Origin of the sequence: Bacteroides sp. GD17 (assembly GCF_038448625.1) — a bacterium.
Lineage (GTDB): Bacteria > Bacteroidota > Bacteroidia > Bacteroidales > Bacteroidaceae > Bacteroides.
In genome coordinates this window covers 142,968-166,536 of the sequence record NZ_JBCEZS010000008.1, presented here as the reverse complement: position 1 = coordinate 166,536, position 23,569 = coordinate 142,968, and the positions used below count along the sequence as shown (strand labels likewise).

The following is a 23,569-nucleotide window of genomic DNA, read 5'->3' as shown; positions in this document are numbered from 1 at the left end:
ATGTTATGACAACGAGCAAGAACAACAACGGCATAGCCGTAACAGTAAAAGAGAACAGCAACAACGAGTTATTAACCGCAGTAGTGGCAAGCAAACCCGCAGACGGCGCAAGGAAAGCCGTGCCCCTCCCCTCTGACAAGATAGAGCCGAGTGACTACAACGCCCGTAAGACGTTCGACCCCGAAGCTCTCCGGGAACTCTCGCAAAGTATTTCCGTACATGGACTGATACAGCCCGTTACGGTACGTGCGAAAGGCGAGGGCGAGCGTATGCGTTACGAAATCATTTGCGGAGAACGGCGTTTCCGTGCGTGCCGTTTGCTCAACATGAAAGAAATCCCGTGCATCATCCGGGAGGCAACGGACGAACAGGCACGGCAACTGTCCGTAACGGAGAACGTGCAACGGGTGGACGTGCCCCCAATGGAAGCCGCCGAGGAATATAAATACCAACTGGAAAAAGGGTGCGACGTGGCAAGCCTCGCCATAATCTACGGCAAGAGCGAAAAACATATTTATCAAATGCTGAAACTTTGCGACCTCATACCGGGCATAGCCCGGCTCGTAAGGGAACGCAAACTCTCCGCTTCCGCAGGTATCGTCATAAGCAAGTACGACAAGAAAATACAGGCGGAAATACTGAACGACCGTTTAGGAAAGGACGGTACGGGAGACTGGTGCTGTATCTCTGCGGGTGTGTTGGAGGGCAAGATACATACTTGCTATACCAACAAACTTGAAAATTATCTTTTCGACAAGGCAGCTTGCATGAAATGCGCTTTCAACACCTCCAATTTTGACCTTTTCGCAGAGGGAAGCGGATGCGGAAGGTGTACGAATAAAAAATGCCTCTCCGACAAACAAACGGCGTTCCTGGTGGACCAAGCCAAGGCCGAGGCACTCAAAGACCCGAAACTGACATTCATAAACGACTCATACGGCAGCGCAAGCGAGGCGAAACAAATCATTCAAAAAGCCGGGTACGAATTTAAGAACGTTCAGACTTACAACCTTGTCAGCTATCCGAAAGCCCCGGCCGCACCCCAAGCCACCGACTACAAGAAACCGGAGGACTTCGAGAAGGCACAGGCAAGGCACGACAAGGATATGAAGCAGTACGACAAAAGGGTTAAAAAACTTCAGGAACTTAAAGAGCAGGGAAAAATCCGGGTATATGCCAACATCACAAGGGATGCCGTTACCCTGCATTACAAGGAAGTGGCAACCAAAGACACCAAGAGCAACGAGCAATTAATAACCGAACTAACCGCCAAGAAAAAACGGAACGTTGAAATACAAGGCGAAAAAACCGCCGAGGGATTGAAAGAGCTTTTACGGACTGAAAGCCTCCCGGTGTCCGCATTTACCGCAGACGAGGAAACGGCGATGTATTTCTTTATGCTATCCAAGCTACGCCGTAGCCATTATCCGGCGGTAGGATTGGAAGAGAATGACTATTACGCTTTGACGGACGAGAAGAAACTGGAAATCGCCCAAGCACTGACAGAGGAACAAAAAACAGTGATACGCCGTGATTATCTGTATAGCCACCTCACCGAACACACGACCACGGTAGCCAATGCCAAAGGAGGTATCTTACTGGCCTTTGCCCGTCAACACCTACCCGAAAAAACAGAGGCTGTCGTGAACGCACAAAAAGAAGATTACGGCAAGAAGAACGCCCGACTGGACGAACGTATAGCCGGACTGAAAAAATCGGAAAAGAAAGCCAAAAGCGAGGCCAAAGGGAAAGCGGAAAAGCAGAAAGCCCCGAAAACGGCCGGAGCGGAAGCCGTGGCCGTCAAAGCAGGGAATAAGGTGCAGAAACAGCCGACAACCACCCCGAAAACCGGGGCGGTAGAGGTTACAAGCTCCATAAAGACCGATACAAAAGCGAAAGAACAGGTACAAATGCCCCCCGCTTCGGGTAAGGCGTTGATTGTTTCCGTTCCGGAAACCCAGCCCAAACCCGCCACCGCCACAGGCAGGCCGGAAGCGATACCGCAAGCAGTTTAAACCAAGTATTAACCGGGACGGGAGAAATCCCGCCCCAAAAATAAGCAAGTGGATGAACGCAATAGCCATAAAGTTTACCCGGTGGGATGTTTCACCCCTCGAAACCTTGAAGCAGTCAAAAGTTTACGAACTTCGGGAGAGGTTAAACGCCGGGGAGAGAATAAGCCGGGAAGAAAAGAACTGGATAACCGCACAGGTGAACAACAACCCTTATTTCAAAAGCGCAATACCTTTGAGAGGTTACCGCTTCGATTTCTCGGACGTATTGAAAACCTATTTGGTTAAGCAATACGGCAGATATATAGAGTATAGAGCGATTGATAAAACGAGTTTACGGGCCATGTTATACGGGCGTGTGGAACGTATCATACAAATTTAGCATATATAGTATCATATCATAGGGGAGGAACGGGTGCGGAGAAATTTGCACCCGCTTCTTTTTCCATGAGCAATGAACGAGGCTTTATGCGGAGAAAAAGAAGCAAAAAGCCGGGTGTGCCGTTCCTTCTCCGGGATTGACAGGAACAGTTACCCCCTCCGGGGAGATTACTTTTTCCATGAGCCGGTAACGAAGATACAAGCGGAGGAAAAAGTAACAAAAAGCCGGAAGATACGGGATATGGGCTTTACATCCCTTACATATTGGATAAATCCGGCCGTTCGAGCCAGATTTATTTTTTAGATTTATCCTATCTGCGTATTAATCTCCCGCTTGAAACCTACGGGATCGGACAGGTAGGGATAGCTGCTTGTCGCCCCTCCGGTAGTTACGGTTATCGTACCGTAATTCAATATCCTCCCCAAGACGGATTGTTTAATCTGCAGTCCCTCGCATTTTGCCAGTACCAGATCGAGTGCCCGGCGACTGATTACCCCGGTTTTAAGGATTACACGCTTGTTCGTGACGGCGTACACGGAGCCCGCCTTTACCATGATACGTTGGACAAGCGACACCACCCCCATAAACAGCAGGAATATCCCTCCGTAATGAAGCACTTTTATTTCCATAGTGCACAACCACCAGCCCGGCAAAAAGAGTAATGCGGGCTGAAAGAACAGGGCTGGATGCAGCTTTGCCACATATTTGATTTCTTCCCCCGGTTGCAAGTTCTGTTTTAAGTAGTCCATATCCTTATAGATTGATTATGGCGGCAAGTTAGCGATTCGCCCTTATATAGTACCTGACACTTTTTTACCTTTACATAACCTTTTTTGACCGGGGAATAAAATTCCCTTCGCCCAAGAAAAAAGCCCGGCAACTCCGGGCTTTCTCTTTTCACTGATTCTGTGCTATCTCTCTTTTTCTTCATCGCCGCCGCCTTCATTCTGAAAGGAAAAGGAAACAGAAACGACCTGCCCGTTATTATCCTGCACATATATATCTATCGTTTGCTGATCGGTACAATGCGAGGTATAATACAACCGGAACACCATTCTATCGAGCGGGTAAAGGTCGTTCGGGGCAAACACCGTACCGTCATCCAGGCGAAGCTCGCCTTTGCCGTCCGGCTGGAAATAACGGATATAGTACCGCGTCCGGTCATAATCGCCCTCCCGCCACAACGTACAACGGATTTCCGCCGTTTCACCGTCTATGATCTTCTTTTGCACGGGCATCGTTTCCAACCGGAAACCATACACCTGCTGTACGTCCAGGTCGGTATCGCAGGCTACCAGCAGGAGGATAATCACGCCCAAGCCGACACATACCGCCAAAATTCTTTGAATACTTATCTTTTTCATCGTCTTACATTCCTATAAATTAGTAGTTAATTTAATATTTGTTCCCACTTGTTCCACAACCGGAACACTCACCGCGTTTCCAAGAAGCCCGTATCTTATACTACGGCTTATCTCACGGATTTCTCCATCGTAATCCCCGTAACGGGTATAATCGTCAGGAAAGCCCTGCAACCTTTCACCCTCAATCTCGGTTACCATCCTCAATGAATTATAATCTATGGCGGTCATAAGTGGTTTGTAATGACCACCCGGAGGTATAACCTGTATATAGGGGACGATATTCGAGGCACGCCCGTAGCTTTTGGTTATCGTTCCGATATGGGAGGGTACCGGTTCTTGTGAAGCTCCACTACCTTGCGTATCCTCGCTTCCGACAGGAAATATATGTCCGGCACATTTTTCTGACATACGTCCGACAAGGTAGATTCTCTCCCTATTTTGGGGTAGAAACCATGCCGTATTAAGCAGTTGCCATTCGATGTGATAACCCCCAACGTCGGTAAACGCTTTGAGGATTGTAAAGAGATCCGTGCGATGTCTTGTGAACAGCACTCCTTTAACGTTCTCCCAGATAAATACGTCAGGCCTGAAATACCTAATAACTTCGATAGCGTAGCTGATAAGAGAACTTCTGTCCCCTCCAAGTCCTTTTCCGATTCCCGCAACACTGAAATCCTGGCAAGGAGAGCCGAAAGTGATAATGTCTGGTCGCTCGATTCCGGTTTCAATAACCGTTTCGACCTTTCCGATATATTCTGCATAAGGATAATTATATTTAAAATTCGCGATAGCGTGTCTGTCAATCTCGGAAAAATAGAGTTTGTCAAAATGAAAACCGGCTTTTTCCAGTCCGAGACTAAACCCGCCGATACCTGAAAATAATTCTAACAATACCATGCTGAAACTAATTGATTATAAACTTTATGCCCACCCCGAACTGCGAATGGAAGTGTCCGGTGGAGTTACCCCACAACACCCTTTCACGCCCGGTCAGCAGCAATACGATTTTATCGGTCAGATAAGTTTCCATTTCCAAAGTCATGCCCCCGCCACCGATAAAGCCGTCCTCGTCCCGTAACGTAGAGCCGTCATACAAGGATTTTTCGCCCCAATTTACCGTCTCATATCCGGCCAGTCCCGACACGCCCAGGGAAAGCAGGAACGTCTTGGAAGGGTCGGAGACGATTTTAAGGTAATAGCCGCCTTCCGCGGTAAACTGGGAAACCGGGATGCGGATCGCCGCCCGGTACAGATTGTATCGCTCCATGAACTCCGCCCCGAATACCCATTTATTCCCTCTTTTCGCGTAGGTAGCCATAGCCACACCGAAGTAATACCCGGCCTCATTGTCCAACGCGGACGAATAAATACCGTCCGTCATGCCGCCCGTAAGCTGGATGCCCCGCATACCGGGAAGCTGACGCTGCGCGTGCGCCCGGTCAGCAAAGACCAGGCACAACGCGAGCGATAAAAGAATCGTTATCCGTTTCATACTTATTTCACCTTGAGTTCGTTAATGACCTTCGCCCGCACCAAATCGGCGTTATCCACCTCGAAACGTTGATGCCGCCCCCCGTTCTGCTCGTTCAGTTCCACGACCAGCATCTTATCGTCCGGGATCGTGAATTTCTCCAGTGCGAATACCGTCCGACCGGTACGGCGGCCGCCTATCACCGTCAGGTTATTATACGCCCGTAGCGGCCATATAACCCGCTCCTGGATAGCCGTGCGCTTGGCGATTTTCCGGTCTACGATTTTGAATGTGATATAATCAACATTGAAAGGCACGTTGGACGAGTTTTTCAGTTGCAGGTGGAAATAGAGCAACCCGTTATGCGTATAAATCCCCTTTAAGGTATGCTGGATTCCGAACCGCTTGCTGCCGATATGCTTTATTTCCCGGTCGTTATTCTTGTATATGGACTGCATGATAAGTTTTACCAGCAACGGGGATTCCTGCCCCAATTCCCGCATATAGATGGCAAGGGCGTTATTCGGCCTGTTTACCGCCTCCCCGTCGTGTAAGAAGTCCGTCATCTCGATAGAGAGTTTTACCGGCTCGTCCGCGTATTTGACGTTGAACGTATAATAGGCCCCGTCCTCCGTAATGACTGACAGGTTGCTCTCACGCGAGAAATCCCGCAGGGCGGCTTTGACCCGCAGCACGTTTTCCGTCCCGTCCGCTTTCGCCGCCAGGAGATCCGCGCTGCCTAAATCCACGTAGCGGATTGCCGACGGGAAAATAAGGTGTACGGTCTTGTTGAACGTCACCTCCAGCGCGTAAGGCGGGATCATCCGGTTAAAGGTCAGCGGGCGTGTATAGCCCTGAAAATAGTCGCCCGTCGAGAGGCTGGTAGCGACCGGCTGTGTTTCGGTCGTTTCGACTTCCTGCGCGTTCGCGGCAGTTACACCCGCTACAAGGGCGAGTATCAAAAAGATTTTTTTCATTGCTTGATTTTTTATTATTCATATTCCTATTGCATTTTCGGGAGTAAAAGCAGGCCGTGGTTCGCTTTTACCGTCACCTTGACCACCCCCAGCTTCTTGCTCACATACTGCGATACGCCCTGGATAAGGCTTTTACCCATGTCGGCGGCGAACTGTGACCCGGCCTCGTCCGTGATCGTGATGCTTGTCCCGGCGGACTGCGCCATTTGCGCGGCAATCTCCTTGGTGGCGTTGATCTCGTCCGAGTTCGGGACGAATATCCCACGTTGGCCGTCCGTTTCATATACCAGCAGTTCCACCGGGATAATGTTATCACCGTATTGTATGGAGCTTACCGAGACGTCCATGCGTTCCCCGCTGATACGGCAAGACCCGGTTATGACCGTATTCGCCGGAATACGGAAATTACCCGCCTGCATCGGTTCCAACAGACGCATTTTCAGTTCGCTGCCCGATACCAGGGTGGCCGTTTGGTAAACACACGCCCGGATGCTGTTTTTATCCCGCACGCCCTCATTTCCGGCAGCGGTAATAAAGCCCATGTTACGGGGACGGTTCCAGGAGTCGATAAACTCCCGGTCGCCCGTCGGTGCGGAAAGCAGCGATACCTCGCTTTTACGCACCCGGCTAACGGGCTGGACATTCACCTTTTGACCGCTATTCTCGGAAGCAGCCGGCGGGGTGGTCGCCGTTTCTTCCACCGGGGCGGGCTGCACGCCGCCGGGCATATACCGGGCCGCCAGTTGGTACGATTTTTCCAGCAGCGCGGTCTGTTCGTCCTCCTCGGCCTTTTTCGCCTCGGCCTCTCCCAGGCGGCGTTCCAGTTCCTGCACCCGCCATTCGACGGCAAGCTGCGCCTGCTCGTCCTGTTCGGTCGCGGGCCGGTCGTACCATGATCCTAATTGCCGGTTTATATCCTGATAAGCCACCGCGGAGGTTCGGATCGCGTTGCCGTTACCCGCGGGGGACGTACCGCTCCGGGATCGTCCGGAATCACCGCCGTACCCGGCAGGCTCCGGGACTTTCCCCGCTTGTTCTTCGTCCTGCCCGAGCATCGTGGAAAAATCCGAAAGGCTCCGCACTTTCGCCTGTTCCCGCTCACGCCGGGCTTCCTGCTCGTAAGCCGTACGCTTGTCGGAATAGATACCCTCGTCGGTGGGGGTAGGCAGTTCCACGTTCAGGCCGCTTTGCCTGGCGGTATCTGCCTTTTCACTGCCCGAAGGGGCGAAAATCAGCCATATGGCCCCGCAGAAAACAAGGAAGAATAGCGGCAGGACCACCATCTTACGGCGTCTCTGCAACTGCGCGGGAGTCAGTTCCTTTTTGGGGGAAGTCGACTTCGGAGACACTTTCCCGGCCTCCGGTTTCACTTCGGGCGCGTGAGCTCCGGGCTCCTGCCGCACCGGGTTATTCATCTGTTCGTCCATATTCAAACTCATTTAGATAGTTAATACTGTCCTTCTTTACGTCCGGTCGGAGTTTAAGGCTCTCAATGCGCCCGATTTCGAGCCTGCGGCCTTTCTCCTTACCGAAATTGTAAATCGAGGAAACGGTCATGTAGATAGAGAGGCCGCTGAGAAACAGCAGCATGGTAACGGTTACGACCAGGCGTTTATCGGGGGTGATCTCCCCGCACAAACGGCGTAGGAAAGACTCTATATCCCCGCCGATATTACGAAAGAAGTTCTTTGCCATCGCCTGACCTACCTCTCCATTACCCGGATGTCCCGGTTCTCCACGATCTCAAATTTCTCCATGATGAAACCGTGGGGGTTGTTATCACTCCGTACCGAATTGATCAGGTCGCACCGCGTGACCAGGCTGCGCTCGGTCACGTTCGACTGCCGGATGATCATTTGCCGGGCGTACGTCACCGCCTTGTAAGGGTACACGTCGAAATTGCAGGCGATACTGTCCACCTGTATAATCTGGTTGATGTTACCCGATACGATGCGGTTGTAATAGCCCTTCTCCGACATATCCTGATAATATTTGAAGGCGCTTTTGTCCACCAGGAACAAGGCGCGGGTTATATTACTCTCGATCGCCGACTTGTCGGGCGCGAGAGTGAAAAAGAGTTCATGGAAACGCTTCACGTGTTCCCGGCCCTCGACGGGCCTGTTCTGACTCATATCCTGGGAAAGCGCGAGCATAAGGCTCTTGCCCCCGTCCATCACATAGATACGCCGACGTTGCGCCTCGGCGAACCGGTACGACGAATACACGGAATATCCGGTTATCCCCGCACATACCACCAGGAACACGATACCGAAAAGGCGTATCTGCTTGAAGGATGTTTCTATATTCTTTAATGACTTAAATTCCATTGTTTCAATTTTTACTATTTACCCAATAAGCGGCCCGCTATATTTCCACCGGCGGCCCCGGCGATACCTCCGGCCATCGCAGCTCCCTTGCTCGCCACCGTATTCATCCCGCGCGTACCGCTGTTGCCTCCGGCCTGGATGATCCAACCGGCGACGGTCGGCACGGTGAAATAGCCGATAATACCGATGATCAGAAAGATGATATATACGCCGTCGCTCCCGTCCGGGATATAGGAAGGGTCTTGAAGCCTGGCTATATCCGTTTGCAGCATAAGCGCCTGGATCTTGGAAAGCACCGCCGAGAACAAATCGGAAACCGGCAGCCACAGATAGACGCTGATATAACGTGAGAGCCACGCCGTAAGGGTGGACTGGAAACCGTCGTATATCGCCAGGGCGAACGACAACGGTCCCAATATGGACAGCACCACGATAAAGAAGGTGCGTATCGTGTCGATGGAGAGGGCGGCGGCGTTGAACAGCAACTCGAAAAAGTCCGAGATCAGTTGCCGGAACCACAGCTTGATCGAGTACCAGGTATGTTCCCACCACATACTGACCATCGTGCCGATCTGCCGGATGCCGAGCTCTGAGAACTTTTCCTCGTACACCTCGTCGTTGACCAGCCATTCCTTACCCTCACGCACCCGTGCGTCATATTCCAGGTTGTCACGTTCGGTTTGCAGTGCCTCCACGTCCTGTATTTGGCCTTCCATAACCGTATGGCAACCTTTTACGACGGGGGACATGACGGCGTTGATCGTTCCCAGCACGATTGTCGGGAAGAACATGATGCACAAGCCCAGCGCGAAGGGGCGCAGCAGGGGGAACACGTCGACAGGCTCCGCCCTGGAAAGGGCCTGCCAGACCCGGTACGCCACATAGAATAAAGCACCCAGCCCGGCCACTCCTTTGGCCACTCCGATCATATCCGAACACAAAGGCATCATTTCCTGATACAAGTCGCGCAGGACCTGGTGCATATTATTGAAGTCTATTGCCAGTAGTACCATAGCTTACCAGTATCTTTCGGAAGGACTGCCATAAAGCGCACGCACTCTCTCCGTATCGCCCTTCTCCTTGCTGCGGATGAAGGACACGGCGATATTCTTCCGGGAGTAATAGCTGACCAGGTTACGGTAGCTCACCATTTCAGTATGAATCCGGTCGATCAACCCCATGCGTTCGGCATCCGTCATGGAAAGCCCGTTGGAGGAGGAAACCAGTTCCTTTATATCCGAAAGAAGGTTGCCGCTCTCTTTCAGCAGTATGGCATATCCGGCGGATATGGCGGAGAGTTCATTGGCGGAGAAATTATTATCCGACAGCATACGGTTGAAATTGTCGGCGTATATCTGCGATATTTCGCTGACCATCTCGACCGTTTCCTTGACCTTGCGGGCATCCTTGATAAGGTTATGCACGCTTTTCAGCTTGTCGTAATACTCTTTTCCCTGGGAATAGATCTTTTGCATTTCCTGAAAGGAGTTTATCACGTTCGCCGCCGTCGTGCCGGTCTTTCCGACCGTCAAGACGTTTTGCGCCAGGTTGGACGGGTCTATGACCGCCCACTGCGCCCTTGCCTCATGAGTGCCGCATACGGCCAGCACCAGGAGGCTGAAAAGAATCTTTTTCATTGCGATAAAATGTTTACTTGGTTTAATACTTGGGCGGAAAGGGAAGCAACCCTTCCACGGGGTTACTCCGCCGCCCGTTGATATTCGCCGTAGGCGGAAAGCAGCAGCACGTCACGCCGGGAGTCATAGGCCAGCCCGATACGCCCGAACAGGTCGAAGTACCGTACCTGGCACAGCTCCCTGATCGGCAGGTGGAATACGGCCTGCGGGTTGTTGTATGTAAATTCCAGCAGGTAGCCTTCCGTACGGGTGCGGTATATCCGCACCGACGGCGCACCCTCCGGGCTTACCCAACGCCCCGTGATTTCCCGCAGGTCAAATTCCAGCCAGTTTTCCGCCTCCGATTTCTGCTCCATGCACGGCCTGAACATGATTCCTTACCGGTTATCGGTTTTTACCCGTTCATAGGTCGCGCCGGGGTACAGCGTGATCGTGTCCGCTTCCCGGTCGTAACACAGGAAGGTCATGCCGAATCCGGCATTGAAACAAAGCCTGCCGTCCTGCTCATGGAGCAGGTAGCAGTCACCCGTCGCTCCCTTCTTCGGCTTCTTGCCCAAGGCTATCATATAGCCGGGGGAAGCCTTGAAGATAAGAAGGTCGGGGTCGCGTTTGCCCGCTTTCCAGTCACCCACCAACAGGGCGGGATCGTAATCCGGCACGCCGGCCGTTTCCTTTTCGCCGTCATTGACGACGAAAACATCTATCTCGATGTCCGTTTCTACCCGCTCCGTCCCGGTATCGGTCCGCACGGAAGCCTCCAGCATAGCCTCGGCAAGGACGCTGTTTATTCCCGCCGTGTGAAGAGCCAGCCTCGTGAGTTGTTCGTTACTTAACTTCATGATTTTTTTAGTGGTTATGGAGCCATAGGCTCCGGTTAATACTTATTTTCTTTACGCCGTCTGGCCTCGGCGATCTGTTTGACCGCCAGTTCATAGTTACCGCCCAGTTCGGCGGTCTTGTTGAAAACTTCCAGCTTCTCGCTTTCCTCGGTGGTGTACGTGAGATATTCCTCGGCGCTGACCTCCGTGGCGTAAACAGCGGACTGCACGCCTCCCAACCCGAACCACACCTCCTTGTAAAGCCTGCCCGGATTATTGGCCTGGTTGATTGACAGTATTTGTCCCTTTTCCTTATCGGTCAGGCCTAAAAGGGCCTGGATGCTGTCGAACTTGTTCACATATTTCCGCTGGTCCAAAAGGATTTTACAATCGGAGTTGTTGATGATCGCCTCCTTGACAATGGGAGAGGCGATGATGTCGTCCACCTCTTGCGTCACCACAATGGCCTCGCCAAAATATTTACGGACGGTCTTGTACATATATTTCAGGTATTCCGCCATGTTCGCGGACGAGAGGGCTTTCCAGGCTTCCTCGACGATCAGTTGTTTCCTGATACCCTTTAACCGCCTCATTTTGTTTATGAAAGCCTCCATGATGATGATCGTCACCACCGGGAACAATTCTTTATTTTCCTTGATCGAATCAATCTCGAATACGATAAAGGATTTACCCAGCAGGTCGATATTCTCCACCGAATTGAGCAGGAAGTCGAAACGACCGCCCCGGTAATACTGCCTGAGGGTGGTCAGGAAGTTGTCGATATTGAAGTCTTCCCGGCTCACCTTGATCTCCCGCCCGTCCAGCTCCTTGCGGTAATCGTCCCGGATATATTCGTAGAAGGTATTAAAGGACGGCACGATACCACGGTCTTCCGTGATCCGCTGGATATAGGAGGAAACGGCACTGCCGAGTTCTCCGCTCTCGGTCTTGCTTATCCGGTCGTCATCGGATTTCCACAGTGTCAGCAGCAGGGTCTTGATACTGTCCTTCTTTTCCACGTCGTACTTGTAATCGTCGGTATAGAAAGGGTTAAAACTGATCGGGTTCTCTTCCGTGTACGTGTAATAGATCCCGTCCCGCCCTTTGGTTTTCCGGCGTACCATCTCGCAAAGGCCCTGATACGAGTTACCCGTATCGACCAGGACGACGTGCGTGCCCTGCTCCCAGTATTGCCTTATCATGTGGTTCATGAAAAAGGACTTGCCCGACCCGGAAGGCCCCAACACGAATTTATTCCGGTTGGTGGTTATTCCGCGTTTCATCGGAAGGTCGGAAATATCCACGTGCAGGGGCTTGCCCGAAACCCGGTCGCACATCTTAATGCCGAAAGGCGACGGAGAGGACTGATAGTTCGTTTCCTCTGTGAAGAAACACAACGCGGGTTCGATGAACGTGTAAAACGTTTCCTCCGAGGGGAAATCCCCGCCGTTTCCGGGCATACCCGCCCAATAGAGGGTGGCCGCGTCAACGGTATTGTGCCGGGGCTTGCACTCCATCAGTGCCAACTGGCTGCCNTCCGGGCATACCCGCCCAATAGAGGGTGGCCGCGTCAACGGTATTGTGCCGGGGCTTGCACTCCATCAGTGCCAACTGGCTGCCGACATCGTTACGGATATGTTTCAGTTCCTCCGCATCTTCCGACCACGCCATGACATTGAAGTGAGCCCGCACGGAGGTAAGCCCGAAGCTGTGCGCCTCGTTCAAATACTTGTCTATCCATTCCTTATTGATCTGGTTGCCCCGCGAGTAGCGGGAAAGGGAGTGCATATTACGGGCGGATTTCTCAAAGCGCCGCAGGTTCTCGGCCGAATCGTCCAGGAAGATGTACTGGTTATAGATATGGTCGCAGGACAGCAGCAGGCCGACAGGCGCGGCGAACGACAAACGGCAGTCGCTCCGGTCGGTGGACAGACGTTCGTAACGCATATCCGTAGCGACCGTTCCCGGCAAGTCCTCCACGTCGGAAACCGTATGCAGGCAGACCTTTTTATCACCCACCCGCAAACCGTCCGCCCCGAGTTCCATATCCTCCAGGCAGGTCGTATCATCAAGCGACAGGGCAAAGTATTTTTCCACCAGCCCCGCGCTTTCCGGCGTGCCCGTTATTTCCTCCGATGTCAGCCGGGTTAATCTCACAAAACCGCTGTCGTTTACGATACGCTCAAACTGGCCGGACGCCTCCAGGAATTTTACCGTCGTGTCCCTGTTTACCTCCCTGGGGATGATGTTTCCCCGGCAAAGGCTCGAAAAGGAGGACTGCATACGCATCCGCTCCTTTGTCGTCCTTGTCAGGTAGAGGAAACAGGTATGGTTTAAATAGGGCCGCTCGTTAAAATGCCGCTCGAAGCTGCGGGAGAGGAAACTCATATCTCCCTGATCGGCGGCGGGCCGGTAGTTTTCCCGTATAAACCAATCCTGCTTATGGATAACGGTATAATCGGGAAGTACCTTTACGGCCTTGTTCCAGGCGGAGTGTATCGCCTCGTATTCGGCACCGGTCACTGTATAGAGTTCCGGCAGATCCACCCGGTAGGCCACCGTGATGTCCGCGTCCTTGCTGATGATGCAATCCCCCTCGACGGCCAGCAGCGGGAACTTGCTCTCGATCGTGGCGGCTTTCATTACGTTACGCATGGGCCGCCTCCTTTCTCTTCGGGCATCGGAACAGGCGGCGTGCGTTGCGCCGGTTGATAAGGTAACGCGGATGACGGCTTTTGGCCATGATCTTCATTAACCCGTGTTCCCCGTACCGCGCGTTCAGGCGGAAAGTAAACCATACCAGCACCGAGGCGGCGACGAGTCCGAAACCGATACATATCCATTGGCCGATACCGATCATGTACATGATGATAAAGACCACGAATACGGACAGCAGGCCTCCCGCGAAGATGAACAGATATTGCGATTTAAGTCCCCTGAACTCGACGCTTTTTCCAATCCCCTTATTTACATTATACTCCATAACTCGCTCGTATAATGTCGGATTACAGGAAGAAGGAACGAAGGATTGTCGCCGCCACAATCAGAAAGATACACGCGCCAAACCAACTGGCGGCGGTTTTTGCGGTGTCGGGATCGCCGGACGAGAATTTGCCGTAGACCTTGACGCCGCCGATTAAGCCGACGACCGCGCCGATCGCATAGATCAGCTTTGTGCCCGGATCAAAATAGGAGGACACCATATTGGTGGCGTCGGTAATGCCGCCTACTCCGTTGCCTTGCGCGAAGGCGTTCGCCGCGGCAGCCATAAGGACGACCGCCGACAAAAAGAATTTCTTTTTATTCATTGCTTGATTTTTTAAAGGCGGCAGGGGGTGGGATGATTCCCCCTGACCGCCGGGATTCTTGTTTACTGATTACTTCTCTGATTTTTTTAATGGTCGAACGGCGCGAGGCTATCCGTAATCTCTCTGTTTCATTGTTTCTTACTTTTTTGATTTTACTTAATTCAGGCAAAGCCGCGCACGTCAAAATCGGCAGGGGCTTTTACCGCCGGTGCGGGGTCGGCTTCCCGCAGGCGGTAGTAGGCGGCGAAGTAGTCGTCCATAAGGGCAGATACCACTTTCTTTTTAGGCTCGTCAGGCGCGATCTGGCCTATTATGTCAGTCATCCGCACCTCGGCAAGTACCCGCCCGGCTTCCTCTCTTTCCCGTGGGGTGGCACGCCCGGCGTTCGCCACCGTCCGCGCCATTCCCGCCAGTTCCTCGAAGCCGATGCCCGTAGCCCGGCCACCCGCGCTTTCATCCTCCGTCCCTTCGGTTTCCCAAACATCCAAATCCCCTTCTTCCCCGGTATCTGATTCCCCCTCCGGCTCGTTTTCGATAACTATATCTATCTCGCCTGAATCAGCGTCCGAGTTTTCGGGAACAGTGCCCGTTTCACCTGCGGGTCGAAGGACTGCCGCCGGAATGCCCCGCGGGTCGGTTTGCCCGTTATCGCCTGCAAATATAACCGCATTTTCAATCGCTTTTTCATTGATTTCCAAAGTGGTAGCTTGTGGCTGCGAGTGGCGCAGGGTAAATTTGCTTTTTCCGATTATATCCTCTTTCGGGGCAGGGCGGAAGAGGTTATAACCCTTTTTTCGTGCGGTGTTCTTCCCGCGCTTTACCTTTCGCTCCCACAGCAGGTAAATTACAACCACAAGGGCGTACAACAGAATCGCATAAATGAAATATCGTCCCATGACTATACATTATTATAACAGGTCGCCCTGACGTTCACGGTACAGTGCGTTGATTTCCTCTTTATGGAGTTGCAGATGTTCATTCATTACCGTATCAATGTAGCCACCGACGGTTATATCATTTCCGGCATCGGCCAAAGCCCTGACAAGTTTCGTGATAACCGAATGTACCTCATGGCTGATATAGACACATTGACGCAACTTCATTTCATTGCGTTTTATGAATGTTTCCTTATAGCTTGCCACCTGGGTGCGTTTACGCTTGGACCGCTCCCGCTCTTTTGCCCCCTCGCTCTCCCTTTCAATCTCCGGCAATGGTTCGGATACCAACTCCGGTTCCGACAGGGGATCCGGAGCCGGCACGGGAGAGGTTACCCGGTTACTCTTTTTGGCCTGACCGATAACCATTGCCGCATCAATACCCGATGTATCCACTTTTTTACTCATGGCAGTCATTTAAAGAGTCCTAAAAGTTCATCTGCCAGTACATCCAGGTTGGACCCTCTCACAAGGGATTTATCTGCCGGGAACAGCGTAGACCGGAATAGGGATTTATGGCTTGCGGATTGTTCGCGCCGAAAACGTTTGCTGTCCGGGATAAACGTTTTAAGCAAGGGTAAATCCAATTCCTTAATTACCGATTCGTAGACTTCGTACAGTTCTGATTTCTCCCTCCCGTCCACAAGATTCCAAAGAAGGTAAATACCCTTAATATTGGATTTTCCGGTATTGACTATGTTATCTCTCACGGAAATAAGATAATCCAGGGTACTTTCCAGCACAAGGCGGTCGGCGGAAATAGGAGCCACGATATAATCCATACTCGCAATAGTACGTACCAGACCTTCGTTATTCAATGTTCCGGGCAGGTCGAAAAATATAAAATCATAATCTCCTTCTTTTATCAAATCCTCGGCTTCATTCAGCGCTTCTTTCGTATCACTTTCAATCACCGGATAGGCTTTCTTTTCTTCCAAACGCAGAAACTGTTCGTACAGCATCCCTTTATAATACTCATCATTTTCGCAGGTTTTAAAATCCCGCTCGCGCATTTCGGCGATCGAATGCTGCGGATAATCGCAGTCGATCACGGCTACCGTATAGCCTTTGACATAATGCAGGTAACTTGCAACCAAAACGGTAAGTGTGGTTTTACCCGCTCCACCCTTCTGTGTAGAGAAAGCTACATACATCGGTTCTTTTTTACTTTCTTGATTTTCCATTGTTCCAATGTTTTTAATTGTTATTGAATTATTTTACCGTACCATTCAATCGGCACTTTTTTAAACCAGTTTATAAATAGCAAGACAAGGCTTCATTTATTCGTTTCGGTTCTGACGGACACCCTTTAGCCGATACGACAATACGACAGTACGACAATACGGGAGTATGGGCTTCAATCTCCAACTAACTGTTTCCCGACCTGTTTACTCATTAATCGCCCTGTCTAATCAAATCATTAATTCATTTTCCAAGGCAAATAAAACACTTCTTTTTGGTACTTGCACTATGTTTTTTTGAGGTGGTCGCTTGTGGCTTCGAGTGGCACAGTGCTTTGTGATACAGCGTATTATATAAGCCGATAACTTTGCGGCATGAAACGTTACGGCTAATCGTCCGGGGCATTTTAAGTTGTAGTACCCCTCCCTACAACGCCCTTCCCGGAACAAATCTTACCCGTTAATATGAAGGGTAATCTTTGCCCCTCCGCAGGGCAAAATCCATTTGCATTTGGGCAAATAGCAAGATGTGTTATTTGCATCGCAAAACAAGTTTTGCAGCAAATAACCTCTTGCCCCTGCCGGGGGTGTCGCTACCTTCCGAAGTCAGTCGCTCGATTGGACGGCCGGGCCGTAACGGATTTATGTATCACTTAAAAAAATCCGTATTATGAATCAAAAGAATGTACCCCGCAGGCGGGGTAAAGGGGGACGCCCCCCGAAAGACGATCCGGCGTTTCGCCGTCTGACCGTGAACCTGACCGAGCAGCAACACGCCGCTTTTCTCTCCATGTACGAGCAATCGGGACTCGCCTCGCTCTCCGCTTTTATCGCCGCCCGTATCTTCGGCGACGAGTTCCGGGTAGTGAAAACGGACGCGACGGCACTGGAGTTCGTCACCAAGCTGACCGTTTTTTACGGGCAGATCCGTGCGGTCGGGACGAATTACAACCAGGTCGTCAAGCAGCTTCACACCGTTTTCGGGGAGAAAAAAGCGTTGTCATTGCTCTATAAACTGGAGCAACAGACTATCGAACTGGCTGGGATCGGACGCCTGGTACTGGCACTTTGCGAGGATTTCAAAACCAAAATCGGATAACGGTATGGTGGCAAAGATCAATCACGGGAGCAATTTATACGGCGCGTTGGCTTACAACCAACAGAAAGTGGATGGGGATAAAGGGAAGGTTTTGGGGTGTAATTTAGTCCTGGAGCCTGCCGACGGGAAGTTCAACGCGTATTCCTGCGCGGAGGATTTCGAGCGTTTCATGCCTTCGCATATCCGCACGAAAAAGCCCGTCGTACATATCTCGCTCAATCCCCACCCGGACGACAAGCTGACCGACGCGCAGCTCGCCGACCTGGGGCGGCGGTATCTCGAACGCCTGGGCTACGACAGCCAGCCGTATATGATCTTCAAACATGAGGATATAGACCGCCGGCATATCCACCTGGTCACTACCCGCGTGAGAACGGACGGCTCCCTTGTACCCGACAAATTCGAGAAAGAGCGAAGCACCCGGATTGTGGCGCAGTTGGAAAAGGACTTTAGCCTGATACCGGCCAAGGGGAAGAAGCAGGGCGAGGCGTGGCGGCTCACCCCGGTAGACGCCGCGGCGGGGAATCTTAAAAAGCAAATTTCCGGGGTTATAAAACCGCTTTCGGAAATGTACCGTTTTCAATCCTTTGCCGAATACCGTGCCCTGCTCTCCTTATATAATATAGGTATAGAGAAAATCGAGGGGAATAACAAGGGGAACAGATACGAAGGGCTGGTTTACTCGGCCCTGGATGCTGACGGCAAACGTGCAGGCAAGCCGCTTAAATCCTCCCTTTTGGGAAAAACGGCGGGCATCGCCGCGCTGGACAAACGTATGAAGGAATCCGGTGAGATGATAAAGTCCGGAAAGGCAGTTGCCGGGACAAGGGCCACAATAGCCGAGGCCCTGCAAAATGCCCGTACCGAAAACCGGGTACGGGAAGCCCTACAAAAGAAAGGCATTGACCTGGTATTGCGTCGCAACGATACGGGGCGCATATACGGTACTACTTTCATCGACCATAACAGCCGCACGGTGATAAACGGCTCCCGTCTGGGAAAGGAGTTTTCGGCCAATGCCCTGAACGGACGCTTTGCTAATGATACGCACCGCGAGGATCTGCACGCTCCGGCGCGGAAGCCTGCGACCGCCCCCGCCGGTAAGAAGTCCGTAACGGAACTGCCGGACATGATCGCTGCGGGCGGCCTGCTCTCCGTATTTACGCCCGAATTTGAAGGGCAAAATGAAAATCCGCCCGTACCCCGTCGCCGGAAAAAGAAGAAGCGGCGGTACGGCAGGCAGATGTAAACGACAAGTATTTCAAACCATTAAAATTTTAAGATTATGCAAAATGAAGATGATCTTCGCGGACTGGCTAAAGTCATGGACTTTATGCGCGCCCTATCCATATTGTTCGTAGTGATTAACGTGTACTGGTTCTGTTACGGGGCCATACATGAGTGGGGAATCAATATCGGGGTGATAGATAAAATCCTGATGAATTTTAACCGTACCGCCGGACTGTTTACCTCGATCCTCTGGACGAAACTTTTCGCGGTGGTTTTTCTCGCACTTTCCTGCCTCGGGACACGAGGCGTCAAAGATGAAAAGATAACTTGGGCGAAAATTATTGCCGCCCTTACCGCCGGTTTTATCCTGTTTTTCCTGAACTGGTGGCTGCTCTCCCTGCCGCTCCCGCCGGAAACCAATGCGGGATTTTACGTCTTTACAATGACCGCCGGTTATATCCTGCTGCTCATGGGCGGTATATGGCTTTCCCGCCTGCTGAAAAACAATATGTTCGACGATGTATTCAATACCGAGAACGAATCGTTCATGCAGGAAACGAGGCTGATAGAGAATGAATACTCCGTGAATCTGCCGACCCGGTTCTACTATAAAAAGAAGTGGCACAAGGGGTTCGCCAATGTCGTTTCAATTTTTCGTGCGTCCATCGTCCTGGGAACGCCCGGCTCCGGCAAGAGTTACTGTGTGGTCAATCAGTACATTAAGCAGAATATAGAGAAAGGATTCGCCATGTACATCTATGACTTCAAATTTCCCGACCTGTCCACCATTGCCTATAACCATCTTTTGAACAACCGGGAGGGGTACGTCAAAACACCCACGTTTTACGTGATTAATTTTGACGACCCTTCCCGTTCGCACCGCTGTAACCCGATCAATCCCGCCTTCATGGAGGATATTTCGGATGCCTACGAGTCCAGCTATACGATCATGTTAAATCTGAATCGTACCTGGGTAAGCAAGCAGGGCGACTTCTTTGTCGAGTCACCGATCATTTTATTCGCGGCGATTATCTGGTTCTTGCGGATATATAAAGACGGGAAATATTGCACGTTCCCCCACGCAATCGAGTTCCTGAATAAACCCTACGAGAAAATCTTTCCGATTCTCACCTCATACCCGGAACTGGAAAACTACCTGTCACCCTTCATGGATGCGTGGCTCGGTGGGGCGGCCGACCAACTCCAGGGACAAATCGCAAGTGCGAAAATCCCGCTCTCGCGCATGATCTCCCCACAGCTTTATTGGGTCATGAGCGGCAATGAGTTCAGCCTGGATATAAATAACCCGGACGACCCGAAAATACTTGTCGTCGGCAACAACCCCGACAGGCAGAACATATACGGGGCGGCACTGGGGTTATATAACAGCCGTATCGTAAAACTCATCAACAAGAAAGGACAGCTAAAGTGCAGTGTCATAATAGACGAGCTACCGACTATTTATTTTAAAGGATTGGATAATTTGATTGCCACCGCACGAAGCAACAAGGTTGCCGTGCTACTCGGTTTCCAGGACTTTTCGCAGCTAAAGCGCGATTACGGGGACAAGGAGGCCGCCGTTGTGATGAACACCGTAGGCAACATCTTCTCGGGGCAGGTTGTAGGAGATACGGCGAAAACACTCTCCGACCGCTTCGGGAAGGTATTGCAGAAACGCCAGTCCATGACCATTAACCACAATGATAAATCGACCTCCATTTCCACACAGATGGACAGCCTCATACCTCCGTCGAAAATCTCCAATCTGACCCAGGGTATGTTCGTCGGGGCGGTAGCGGACAGCTTTTCGGAGCGGATAGAGCAAAAGATTTTTCATGCCGAGATCGTAGTGGATAATGAGCGGGTAGCCGCAGAGGAAAAGGCTTATAAGAAAATACCCGTTATCACGGACTTTACCGACGAGAACGGCGTGGACAGGATGAAAGAACAGATACAGGAGAATTACGAGCGAATCAGAGCCGAGACCAGGCAGATAGTCGAGGATGAGATACAGCGAATAAAGGATGATCCCGACCTTTGCCAGTTGCTGCCGAAAGAGGAAGAATAAAATAATTAGAGCCGCAATTTTGCGACTCTATTATTTACTGTTTAAGAGGTAATGTTTCTAATACCTCATCAGTATCAACTCCTATTTCATCGTATATCAATTTTTCGAACACGGGTACGAGTTCCATAACTATAGATTCTGCTTCTTTTAATAATTTTCTCATATGATTAGCATCACTTCTTTTATCAAACAGATATAATTGATGAATAAGGTCGTTCCTATCTTTTCTAATCCGATGAAGGGTTGCTTGCAGCTCATTAGAGATTAAGCCTAAAGAAGAAGCCTTATTTATTGCATTATTAAAAGTCATATCTCGTGCCTGCTCTCGAATTATATTACCATCAAAATAATAATCATCCTCTTTTACAATTTCTCCATTTGCTTTTTTTGCATCAAGCTCATCAACAAGCCTACAATTTTCATCCCAGCAATTTTTAGTAGCAACAAGATACTTCAACAGATTTTCTGTCAAACTATATAATAATGTCGTTTCTTGAAAATAGAGGGACGCATTTTCCCTTCTTAAAAATGGTAACCAACATTTATCTTGATTGAGAGTTTTTTTTACTTCTTTACCTATTTGATTAGTAATATCAATAATATTTGCCATATCTGACTATTTTAAATTAGTAACAACTGCTGAATTATTCTCTACTTCTTCCATGACTTCCTCTAAGTTATTTGCTTTAGATAGTTTAGAGCGTTCTATCTTCAACTTCTCCAATAGGTATTTTAATCGCCTTTCGAGCTCATTTGTAATCTCACTCCATTTCTTCACAAAGAGACTGTAATTATCTCCAGTTAAGACTAATCCATTGTATTTGTTCGTAATACGGCGTCCTACAATGTCATCATAATCTTGGCCTATTAAAATAAATGTCCAATATTCATTCGCATCATTGAAGCAATCCTGCTTCAATATTACATCCATATATCTCTCTAATTGAGTTAATTGTTCTGATTTTAAAGTCTTAATTGTAGTCGGATTTTTAATCTCTACGATTACATTATGAGGCTTACCGTCCCGGAAGTCAGTTCCGGCTAAGAATAAATCCATTTCTTTATATTTATCAGGATGCGCAACATAAGTAGCTTCATCAATACCACGAAGTATATAAACGTATCTTCTCAATGCTTCTTCAAATTTCACTTCTTCTGCACAAACTAATCTATATTCTTCTCCAAAAATCCAATAATGTTTTTCTATGAATGATTGAAGATGATTCACTTCATTGGCTTTTAATTCGTGATTAAAAACAATCTGTTTCAAATTTTCAAGGGTTGATAACCTATCCGATATTAGTTTTATTGTGGATATAACTTGTTTAAGACGAGTTGTTTCCAAAATTTTAGCAAACTCTTTCCTGTCATTTGAATCCAATTCTACGACTGCATCCAGTATTTTAAACAAGTTATTTCTTTCTCCCGAATCCATTACAAGATTTAGAAGTTCTAAAAATACCCTCTTTTGTTCTTTATTCAATTTCATAAATACAGCAGGCTCAACTTCGTATAGTCTTTTTACTAAATCTTCCAAACCTTGTTTACGAGTTTTATCCCATTCGTTGTCGCTAAATACCGGAAATACCTTTTCTTCCTCATATTTGTTCACTAAAGCAACAGCTTGCTGTCTTAGAAATGGTCGTCTTTTACCTCTAAGAAAATCATTAAGTTTCTCAATCAAATCCTTAAACAATTTCCGATCTGCCACCTCACTAAACAATTTTCTTTGAGCAATATTTTCATCCTCAATATCACAATTTATTTCATTAAAAAAATCATCTATAACAATTACACTGTGCCAAAATTTATCTCCTTTCTTATTCAATAATGTGGTTTTTGTATTTTTCAATTCCAAATCATTATTAAGAAAATAGAATCTGGAATATTCATCATTCATTTTTGTATTCCACTGTATATACTTACAATTGAACGTTTTTTTCTGATTATACAGTCCACTGGCAACGACTGGAAAATTCTCATTTTTCTCTATTATTGAAGAATAATCTAACTCTGTATCATTAATAAATATTTTATATTCGTCTTTAAGTTCAAGAAACCAAGCAAATTCAGCCTTCAAATAAGGAATGAGGACTTGCTCAATGAAAGAAGTTGAGATAGCTGACGTAATTTCATTAAATATAACGCACGTTCCTGTTTCGGGTTCTTGTGATTTAATTGGAATTGTCGGAGTATAATCCTTTAGATTATCGTTACTTATATCTATCTCATATGACATTATGCCATTCCCTTTTTGATAAAAAGTTTGCCATTGGGCGAAACGAGCAAATTTATGGAATGTAAAACGCCCATATCCATTTTTTCCACGCGTCAAATCGGCATTATTATCATTAGCAATGCTTTTTTGAGATTCATAAAACTGCTTAAACTTACTTGGTAACTCTTCATAACATATTCCTATACCATTATCACAAACTCTGATTTCTTTTACCGTATCAAATTCCTGGCTATCAAATTCAAAATTTATTTTTACAATCGTAGCTTTAGCATCAAATCCATTCCATACATATTCTGAAATAGCACGCTCCGGCGTGTATTTATTCAACATTTTACGGATTCCATTAGACGTAATCTCTACGGACTCAACAGTTTGTGATTTCATAATTTATAATTTACTAATGAGTTACAAAGATATATGATTTAGTTGAGAATATTAGAAAAACGACAATTCAAGTGGTCTTTTGTTTCAAAACTTTAACGCCACTCCCAGCCACAAGCTGCCACCCATCAAAACCCTTG

General features: G+C 49.2%; 24 protein-coding genes and 1 pseudogene. 5 read left to right on the top strand and 20 right to left on the bottom strand.

What is annotated here, in order from left to right; all coding sequences use genetic code 11:
• Positions 1 to 5 precede the first annotated feature (5 nt).
• Both AAE250_RS14470 and AAE250_RS14465 read left to right on the top strand, forming a co-directional pair.
• On the top strand, positions 6 to 2,015 hold the full coding sequence (locus AAE250_RS14470; protein ID WP_342289115.1) for a ParB/RepB/Spo0J family partition protein: 2,010 nt from the start codon (positions 6 to 8) through the stop codon (positions 2,013 to 2,015).
• 52 nt (positions 2,016 to 2,067) lie between these two features.
• Positions 2,068 to 2,394 (top strand): molybdenum ABC transporter ATP-binding protein, encoded by a 327-nt coding sequence (locus tag AAE250_RS14465; protein WP_342289114.1) that lies wholly within the window; start codon positions 2,068 to 2,070, stop codon positions 2,392 to 2,394.
• A 305-nt stretch (positions 2,395 to 2,699) separates the two neighbouring features.
• On the opposite strand, the gene AAE250_RS14460 is transcribed toward AAE250_RS14465, so the two are convergent.
• The 18 genes and pseudogenes from AAE250_RS14460 to AAE250_RS14375 form a co-directional block, all read right to left on the bottom strand.
• Positions 2,700 to 3,143 carry a PH domain-containing protein gene (locus AAE250_RS14460; protein ID WP_342289113.1) on the bottom strand — a complete coding sequence of 148 codons (444 nt, stop codon included), beginning with the start codon at positions 3,141 to 3,143 and terminating at the stop codon, positions 2,700 to 2,702.
• 162 nt (positions 3,144 to 3,305) lie between these two features.
• Entirely contained in the window at positions 3,306 to 3,758 is a 453-nt protein-coding gene (locus AAE250_RS14455; protein ID WP_122127224.1) for a DUF3872 domain-containing protein, read from the bottom strand.
• A 12-nt stretch (positions 3,759 to 3,770) separates the two neighbouring features.
• Positions 3,771 to 4,655: a DNA cytosine methyltransferase gene (locus AAE250_RS14450; protein WP_342289112.1), complete on the bottom strand. Its 885-nt coding sequence runs from the start codon at positions 4,653 to 4,655 to the stop codon at positions 3,771 to 3,773.
• 7 nt (positions 4,656 to 4,662) lie between these two features.
• Complete coding sequence (locus AAE250_RS14445) at positions 4,663 to 5,250, bottom strand: conjugal transfer protein TraO (RefSeq protein ID WP_342289111.1); 588 nt, start codon at positions 5,248 to 5,250, stop codon at positions 4,663 to 4,665.
• A gap of 2 nt (positions 5,251 to 5,252) precedes the next feature.
• Positions 5,253 to 6,206 carry a conjugative transposon protein TraN gene (gene traN, locus AAE250_RS14440; protein WP_342289110.1) on the bottom strand — a complete coding sequence of 318 codons (954 nt, stop codon included), beginning with the start codon at positions 6,204 to 6,206 and terminating at the stop codon, positions 5,253 to 5,255.
• 26 nt (positions 6,207 to 6,232) lie between these two features.
• A complete protein-coding gene (gene traM, locus AAE250_RS14435; RefSeq protein ID WP_342289109.1) occupies positions 6,233 to 7,633 on the bottom strand; it encodes a conjugative transposon protein TraM in 1,401 nt (466 codons plus the stop codon).
• Positions 7,614 to 7,901 carry a TraL conjugative transposon family protein gene (locus AAE250_RS14430; protein WP_342289108.1) on the bottom strand — a complete coding sequence of 96 codons (288 nt, stop codon included), beginning with the start codon at positions 7,899 to 7,901 and terminating at the stop codon, positions 7,614 to 7,616. Before AAE250_RS14430 ends, traM begins: the two co-directional genes overlap by 20 nt.
• Positions 7,902 to 7,909: 8 nt before the next feature.
• Positions 7,910 to 8,533: a conjugative transposon protein TraK gene (gene traK / locus AAE250_RS14425; RefSeq protein WP_122127230.1), complete on the bottom strand. Its 624-nt coding sequence runs from the start codon at positions 8,531 to 8,533 to the stop codon at positions 7,910 to 7,912.
• A 14-nt stretch (positions 8,534 to 8,547) separates the two neighbouring features.
• Positions 8,548 to 9,546, bottom strand: a complete 999-nt coding sequence (gene traJ, locus AAE250_RS14420; RefSeq protein WP_342289107.1) for a conjugative transposon protein TraJ — start codon at positions 9,544 to 9,546, stop codon at positions 8,548 to 8,550.
• Between the two features lie 3 nt (positions 9,547 to 9,549).
• Entirely contained in the window at positions 9,550 to 10,170 is a 621-nt protein-coding gene (locus AAE250_RS14415) for a DUF4141 domain-containing protein (protein ID WP_342289106.1), read from the bottom strand.
• A 62-nt stretch (positions 10,171 to 10,232) separates the two neighbouring features.
• Positions 10,233 to 10,526 carry a DUF3876 domain-containing protein gene (locus AAE250_RS14410; protein WP_342289105.1) on the bottom strand — a complete coding sequence of 98 codons (294 nt, stop codon included), beginning with the start codon at positions 10,524 to 10,526 and terminating at the stop codon, positions 10,233 to 10,235.
• Between the two features lie 21 nt (positions 10,527 to 10,547).
• On the bottom strand, positions 10,548 to 11,009 hold the full coding sequence (locus AAE250_RS14405) for a DUF3876 domain-containing protein (protein WP_342289104.1): 462 nt from the start codon (positions 11,007 to 11,009) through the stop codon (positions 10,548 to 10,550).
• 35 nt (positions 11,010 to 11,044) lie between these two features.
• Positions 11,045 to 13,643, bottom strand: a pseudogene (locus tag AAE250_RS14400) (TraG family conjugative transposon ATPase).
• Positions 13,636 to 13,971: a DUF4133 domain-containing protein gene (locus AAE250_RS14395; RefSeq protein ID WP_122333319.1), complete on the bottom strand. Its 336-nt coding sequence runs from the start codon at positions 13,969 to 13,971 to the stop codon at positions 13,636 to 13,638. Before AAE250_RS14395 ends, AAE250_RS14400 begins: the two are co-directional and overlap by 8 nt.
• 22 nt (positions 13,972 to 13,993) lie before the next feature.
• Complete coding sequence (locus AAE250_RS14390) at positions 13,994 to 14,296, bottom strand: DUF4134 domain-containing protein (protein WP_122126476.1); 303 nt, start codon at positions 14,294 to 14,296, stop codon at positions 13,994 to 13,996.
• Positions 14,297 to 14,457: 161 nt separating this feature from the next.
• Entirely contained in the window at positions 14,458 to 15,192 is a 735-nt protein-coding gene (locus AAE250_RS14385) for a hypothetical protein (protein ID WP_342289103.1), read from the bottom strand.
• Between the two features lie 12 nt (positions 15,193 to 15,204).
• Positions 15,205 to 15,639, bottom strand: a complete 435-nt coding sequence (locus AAE250_RS14380; RefSeq protein WP_342289102.1) for a DUF3408 domain-containing protein — start codon at positions 15,637 to 15,639, stop codon at positions 15,205 to 15,207.
• Positions 15,640 to 15,644: 5 nt separating this feature from the next.
• Positions 15,645 to 16,415, bottom strand: a complete 771-nt coding sequence (locus tag AAE250_RS14375) for a ParA family protein (RefSeq protein WP_122333323.1) — start codon at positions 16,413 to 16,415, stop codon at positions 15,645 to 15,647.
• A gap of 667 nt (positions 16,416 to 17,082) precedes the next feature.
• Here AAE250_RS14375 and mobA point away from each other — a divergent pair.
• Genes mobA through mobC form a run of 3 tightly spaced genes read left to right on the top strand, consistent with a single transcriptional unit; the run spans position 17,083 to position 20,809 of the window.
• Entirely contained in the window at positions 17,083 to 17,511 is a 429-nt protein-coding gene (mobA, locus tag AAE250_RS14370; RefSeq protein WP_342289101.1) for a conjugal transfer protein MobA, read from the top strand.
• A 4-nt stretch (positions 17,512 to 17,515) separates the two neighbouring features.
• Positions 17,516 to 18,760: a conjugal transfer protein MobB gene (gene mobB / locus AAE250_RS14365; protein WP_342289100.1), complete on the top strand. Its 1,245-nt coding sequence runs from the start codon at positions 17,516 to 17,518 to the stop codon at positions 18,758 to 18,760.
• A 36-nt stretch (positions 18,761 to 18,796) separates the two neighbouring features.
• The gene (gene mobC / locus AAE250_RS14360; RefSeq protein WP_342289099.1) at positions 18,797 to 20,809 is read left to right on the top strand and encodes a conjugal transfer protein MobC; all 2,013 of its coding nucleotides are present in this window, start codon (positions 18,797 to 18,799) and stop codon (positions 20,807 to 20,809) included.
• 34 nt (positions 20,810 to 20,843) lie between these two features.
• Here the strand turns inward: mobC and AAE250_RS14355 are convergent, their stop codons facing one another.
• Both AAE250_RS14355 and AAE250_RS14350 read right to left on the bottom strand, forming a co-directional pair.
• The gene (locus AAE250_RS14355; RefSeq protein ID WP_342289098.1) at positions 20,844 to 21,419 is read right to left on the bottom strand and encodes a hypothetical protein; all 576 of its coding nucleotides are present in this window, start codon (positions 21,417 to 21,419) and stop codon (positions 20,844 to 20,846) included.
• 6 nt (positions 21,420 to 21,425) lie between these two features.
• Positions 21,426 to 23,432 carry an ATP-binding protein gene (locus tag AAE250_RS14350; protein WP_342289097.1) on the bottom strand — a complete coding sequence of 669 codons (2,007 nt, stop codon included), beginning with the start codon at positions 23,430 to 23,432 and terminating at the stop codon, positions 21,426 to 21,428.
• Between the last annotated feature and the right edge of the window lie 137 nt (positions 23,433 to 23,569).

What these genes read in the sequence shown, in the direction of transcription:
- AAE250_RS14470 (WP_342289115.1), top strand. Translation starts at nt 6, where the DNA reads ATGACAACGAGCAAGAACAACAACGGCATAGCCGTAACAGTAAAAGAG.
- AAE250_RS14465 (WP_342289114.1), top strand. Translation starts at nt 2,068, where the DNA reads ATGAACGCAATAGCCATAAAGTTTACCCGGTGGGATGTTTCACCCCTC.
- AAE250_RS14460 (WP_342289113.1), bottom strand. Translation starts at nt 3,143, where the DNA reads ATGGACTACTTAAAACAGAACTTGCAACCGGGGGAAGAAATCAAATAT.
- AAE250_RS14455 (WP_122127224.1), bottom strand. Translation starts at nt 3,758, where the DNA reads ATGAAAAAGATAAGTATTCAAAGAATTTTGGCGGTATGTGTCGGCTTG.
- AAE250_RS14450 (WP_342289112.1), bottom strand. Translation starts at nt 4,655, where the DNA reads ATGGTATTGTTAGAATTATTTTCAGGTATCGGCGGGTTTAGTCTCGGA.
- AAE250_RS14445 (WP_342289111.1), bottom strand. Translation starts at nt 5,250, where the DNA reads ATGAAACGGATAACGATTCTTTTATCGCTCGCGTTGTGCCTGGTCTTT.
- traN (WP_342289110.1), bottom strand. Translation starts at nt 6,206, where the DNA reads ATGAAAAAAATCTTTTTGATACTCGCCCTTGTAGCGGGTGTAACTGCC.
- traM (WP_342289109.1), bottom strand. Translation starts at nt 7,633, where the DNA reads ATGGACGAACAGATGAATAACCCGGTGCGGCAGGAGCCCGGAGCTCAC.
- AAE250_RS14430 (WP_342289108.1), bottom strand. Translation starts at nt 7,901, where the DNA reads ATGGCAAAGAACTTCTTTCGTAATATCGGCGGGGATATAGAGTCTTTC.
- traK (WP_122127230.1), bottom strand. Translation starts at nt 8,533, where the DNA reads ATGGAATTTAAGTCATTAAAGAATATAGAAACATCCTTCAAGCAGATA.
- traJ (WP_342289107.1), bottom strand. Translation starts at nt 9,546, where the DNA reads ATGGTACTACTGGCAATAGACTTCAATAATATGCACCAGGTCCTGCGC.
- AAE250_RS14415 (WP_342289106.1), bottom strand. Translation starts at nt 10,170, where the DNA reads ATGAAAAAGATTCTTTTCAGCCTCCTGGTGCTGGCCGTATGCGGCACT.
- AAE250_RS14410 (WP_342289105.1), bottom strand. Translation starts at nt 10,526, where the DNA reads ATGGAGCAGAAATCGGAGGCGGAAAACTGGCTGGAATTTGACCTGCGG.
- AAE250_RS14405 (WP_342289104.1), bottom strand. Translation starts at nt 11,009, where the DNA reads ATGAAGTTAAGTAACGAACAACTCACGAGGCTGGCTCTTCACACGGCG.
- AAE250_RS14395 (WP_122333319.1), bottom strand. Translation starts at nt 13,971, where the DNA reads ATGGAGTATAATGTAAATAAGGGGATTGGAAAAAGCGTCGAGTTCAGG.
- AAE250_RS14390 (WP_122126476.1), bottom strand. Translation starts at nt 14,296, where the DNA reads ATGAATAAAAAGAAATTCTTTTTGTCGGCGGTCGTCCTTATGGCTGCC.
- AAE250_RS14385 (WP_342289103.1), bottom strand. Translation starts at nt 15,192, where the DNA reads ATGGGACGATATTTCATTTATGCGATTCTGTTGTACGCCCTTGTGGTT.
- AAE250_RS14380 (WP_342289102.1), bottom strand. Translation starts at nt 15,639, where the DNA reads ATGAGTAAAAAAGTGGATACATCGGGTATTGATGCGGCAATGGTTATC.
- AAE250_RS14375 (WP_122333323.1), bottom strand. Translation starts at nt 16,415, where the DNA reads ATGGAAAATCAAGAAAGTAAAAAAGAACCGATGTATGTAGCTTTCTCT.
- mobA (WP_342289101.1), top strand. Translation starts at nt 17,083, where the DNA reads ATGAATCAAAAGAATGTACCCCGCAGGCGGGGTAAAGGGGGACGCCCC.
- mobB (WP_342289100.1), top strand. Translation starts at nt 17,516, where the DNA reads ATGGTGGCAAAGATCAATCACGGGAGCAATTTATACGGCGCGTTGGCT.
- mobC (WP_342289099.1), top strand. Translation starts at nt 18,797, where the DNA reads ATGCAAAATGAAGATGATCTTCGCGGACTGGCTAAAGTCATGGACTTT.
- AAE250_RS14355 (WP_342289098.1), bottom strand. Translation starts at nt 21,419, where the DNA reads ATGGCAAATATTATTGATATTACTAATCAAATAGGTAAAGAAGTAAAA.
- AAE250_RS14350 (WP_342289097.1), bottom strand. Translation starts at nt 23,432, where the DNA reads ATGAAATCACAAACTGTTGAGTCCGTAGAGATTACGTCTAATGGAATC.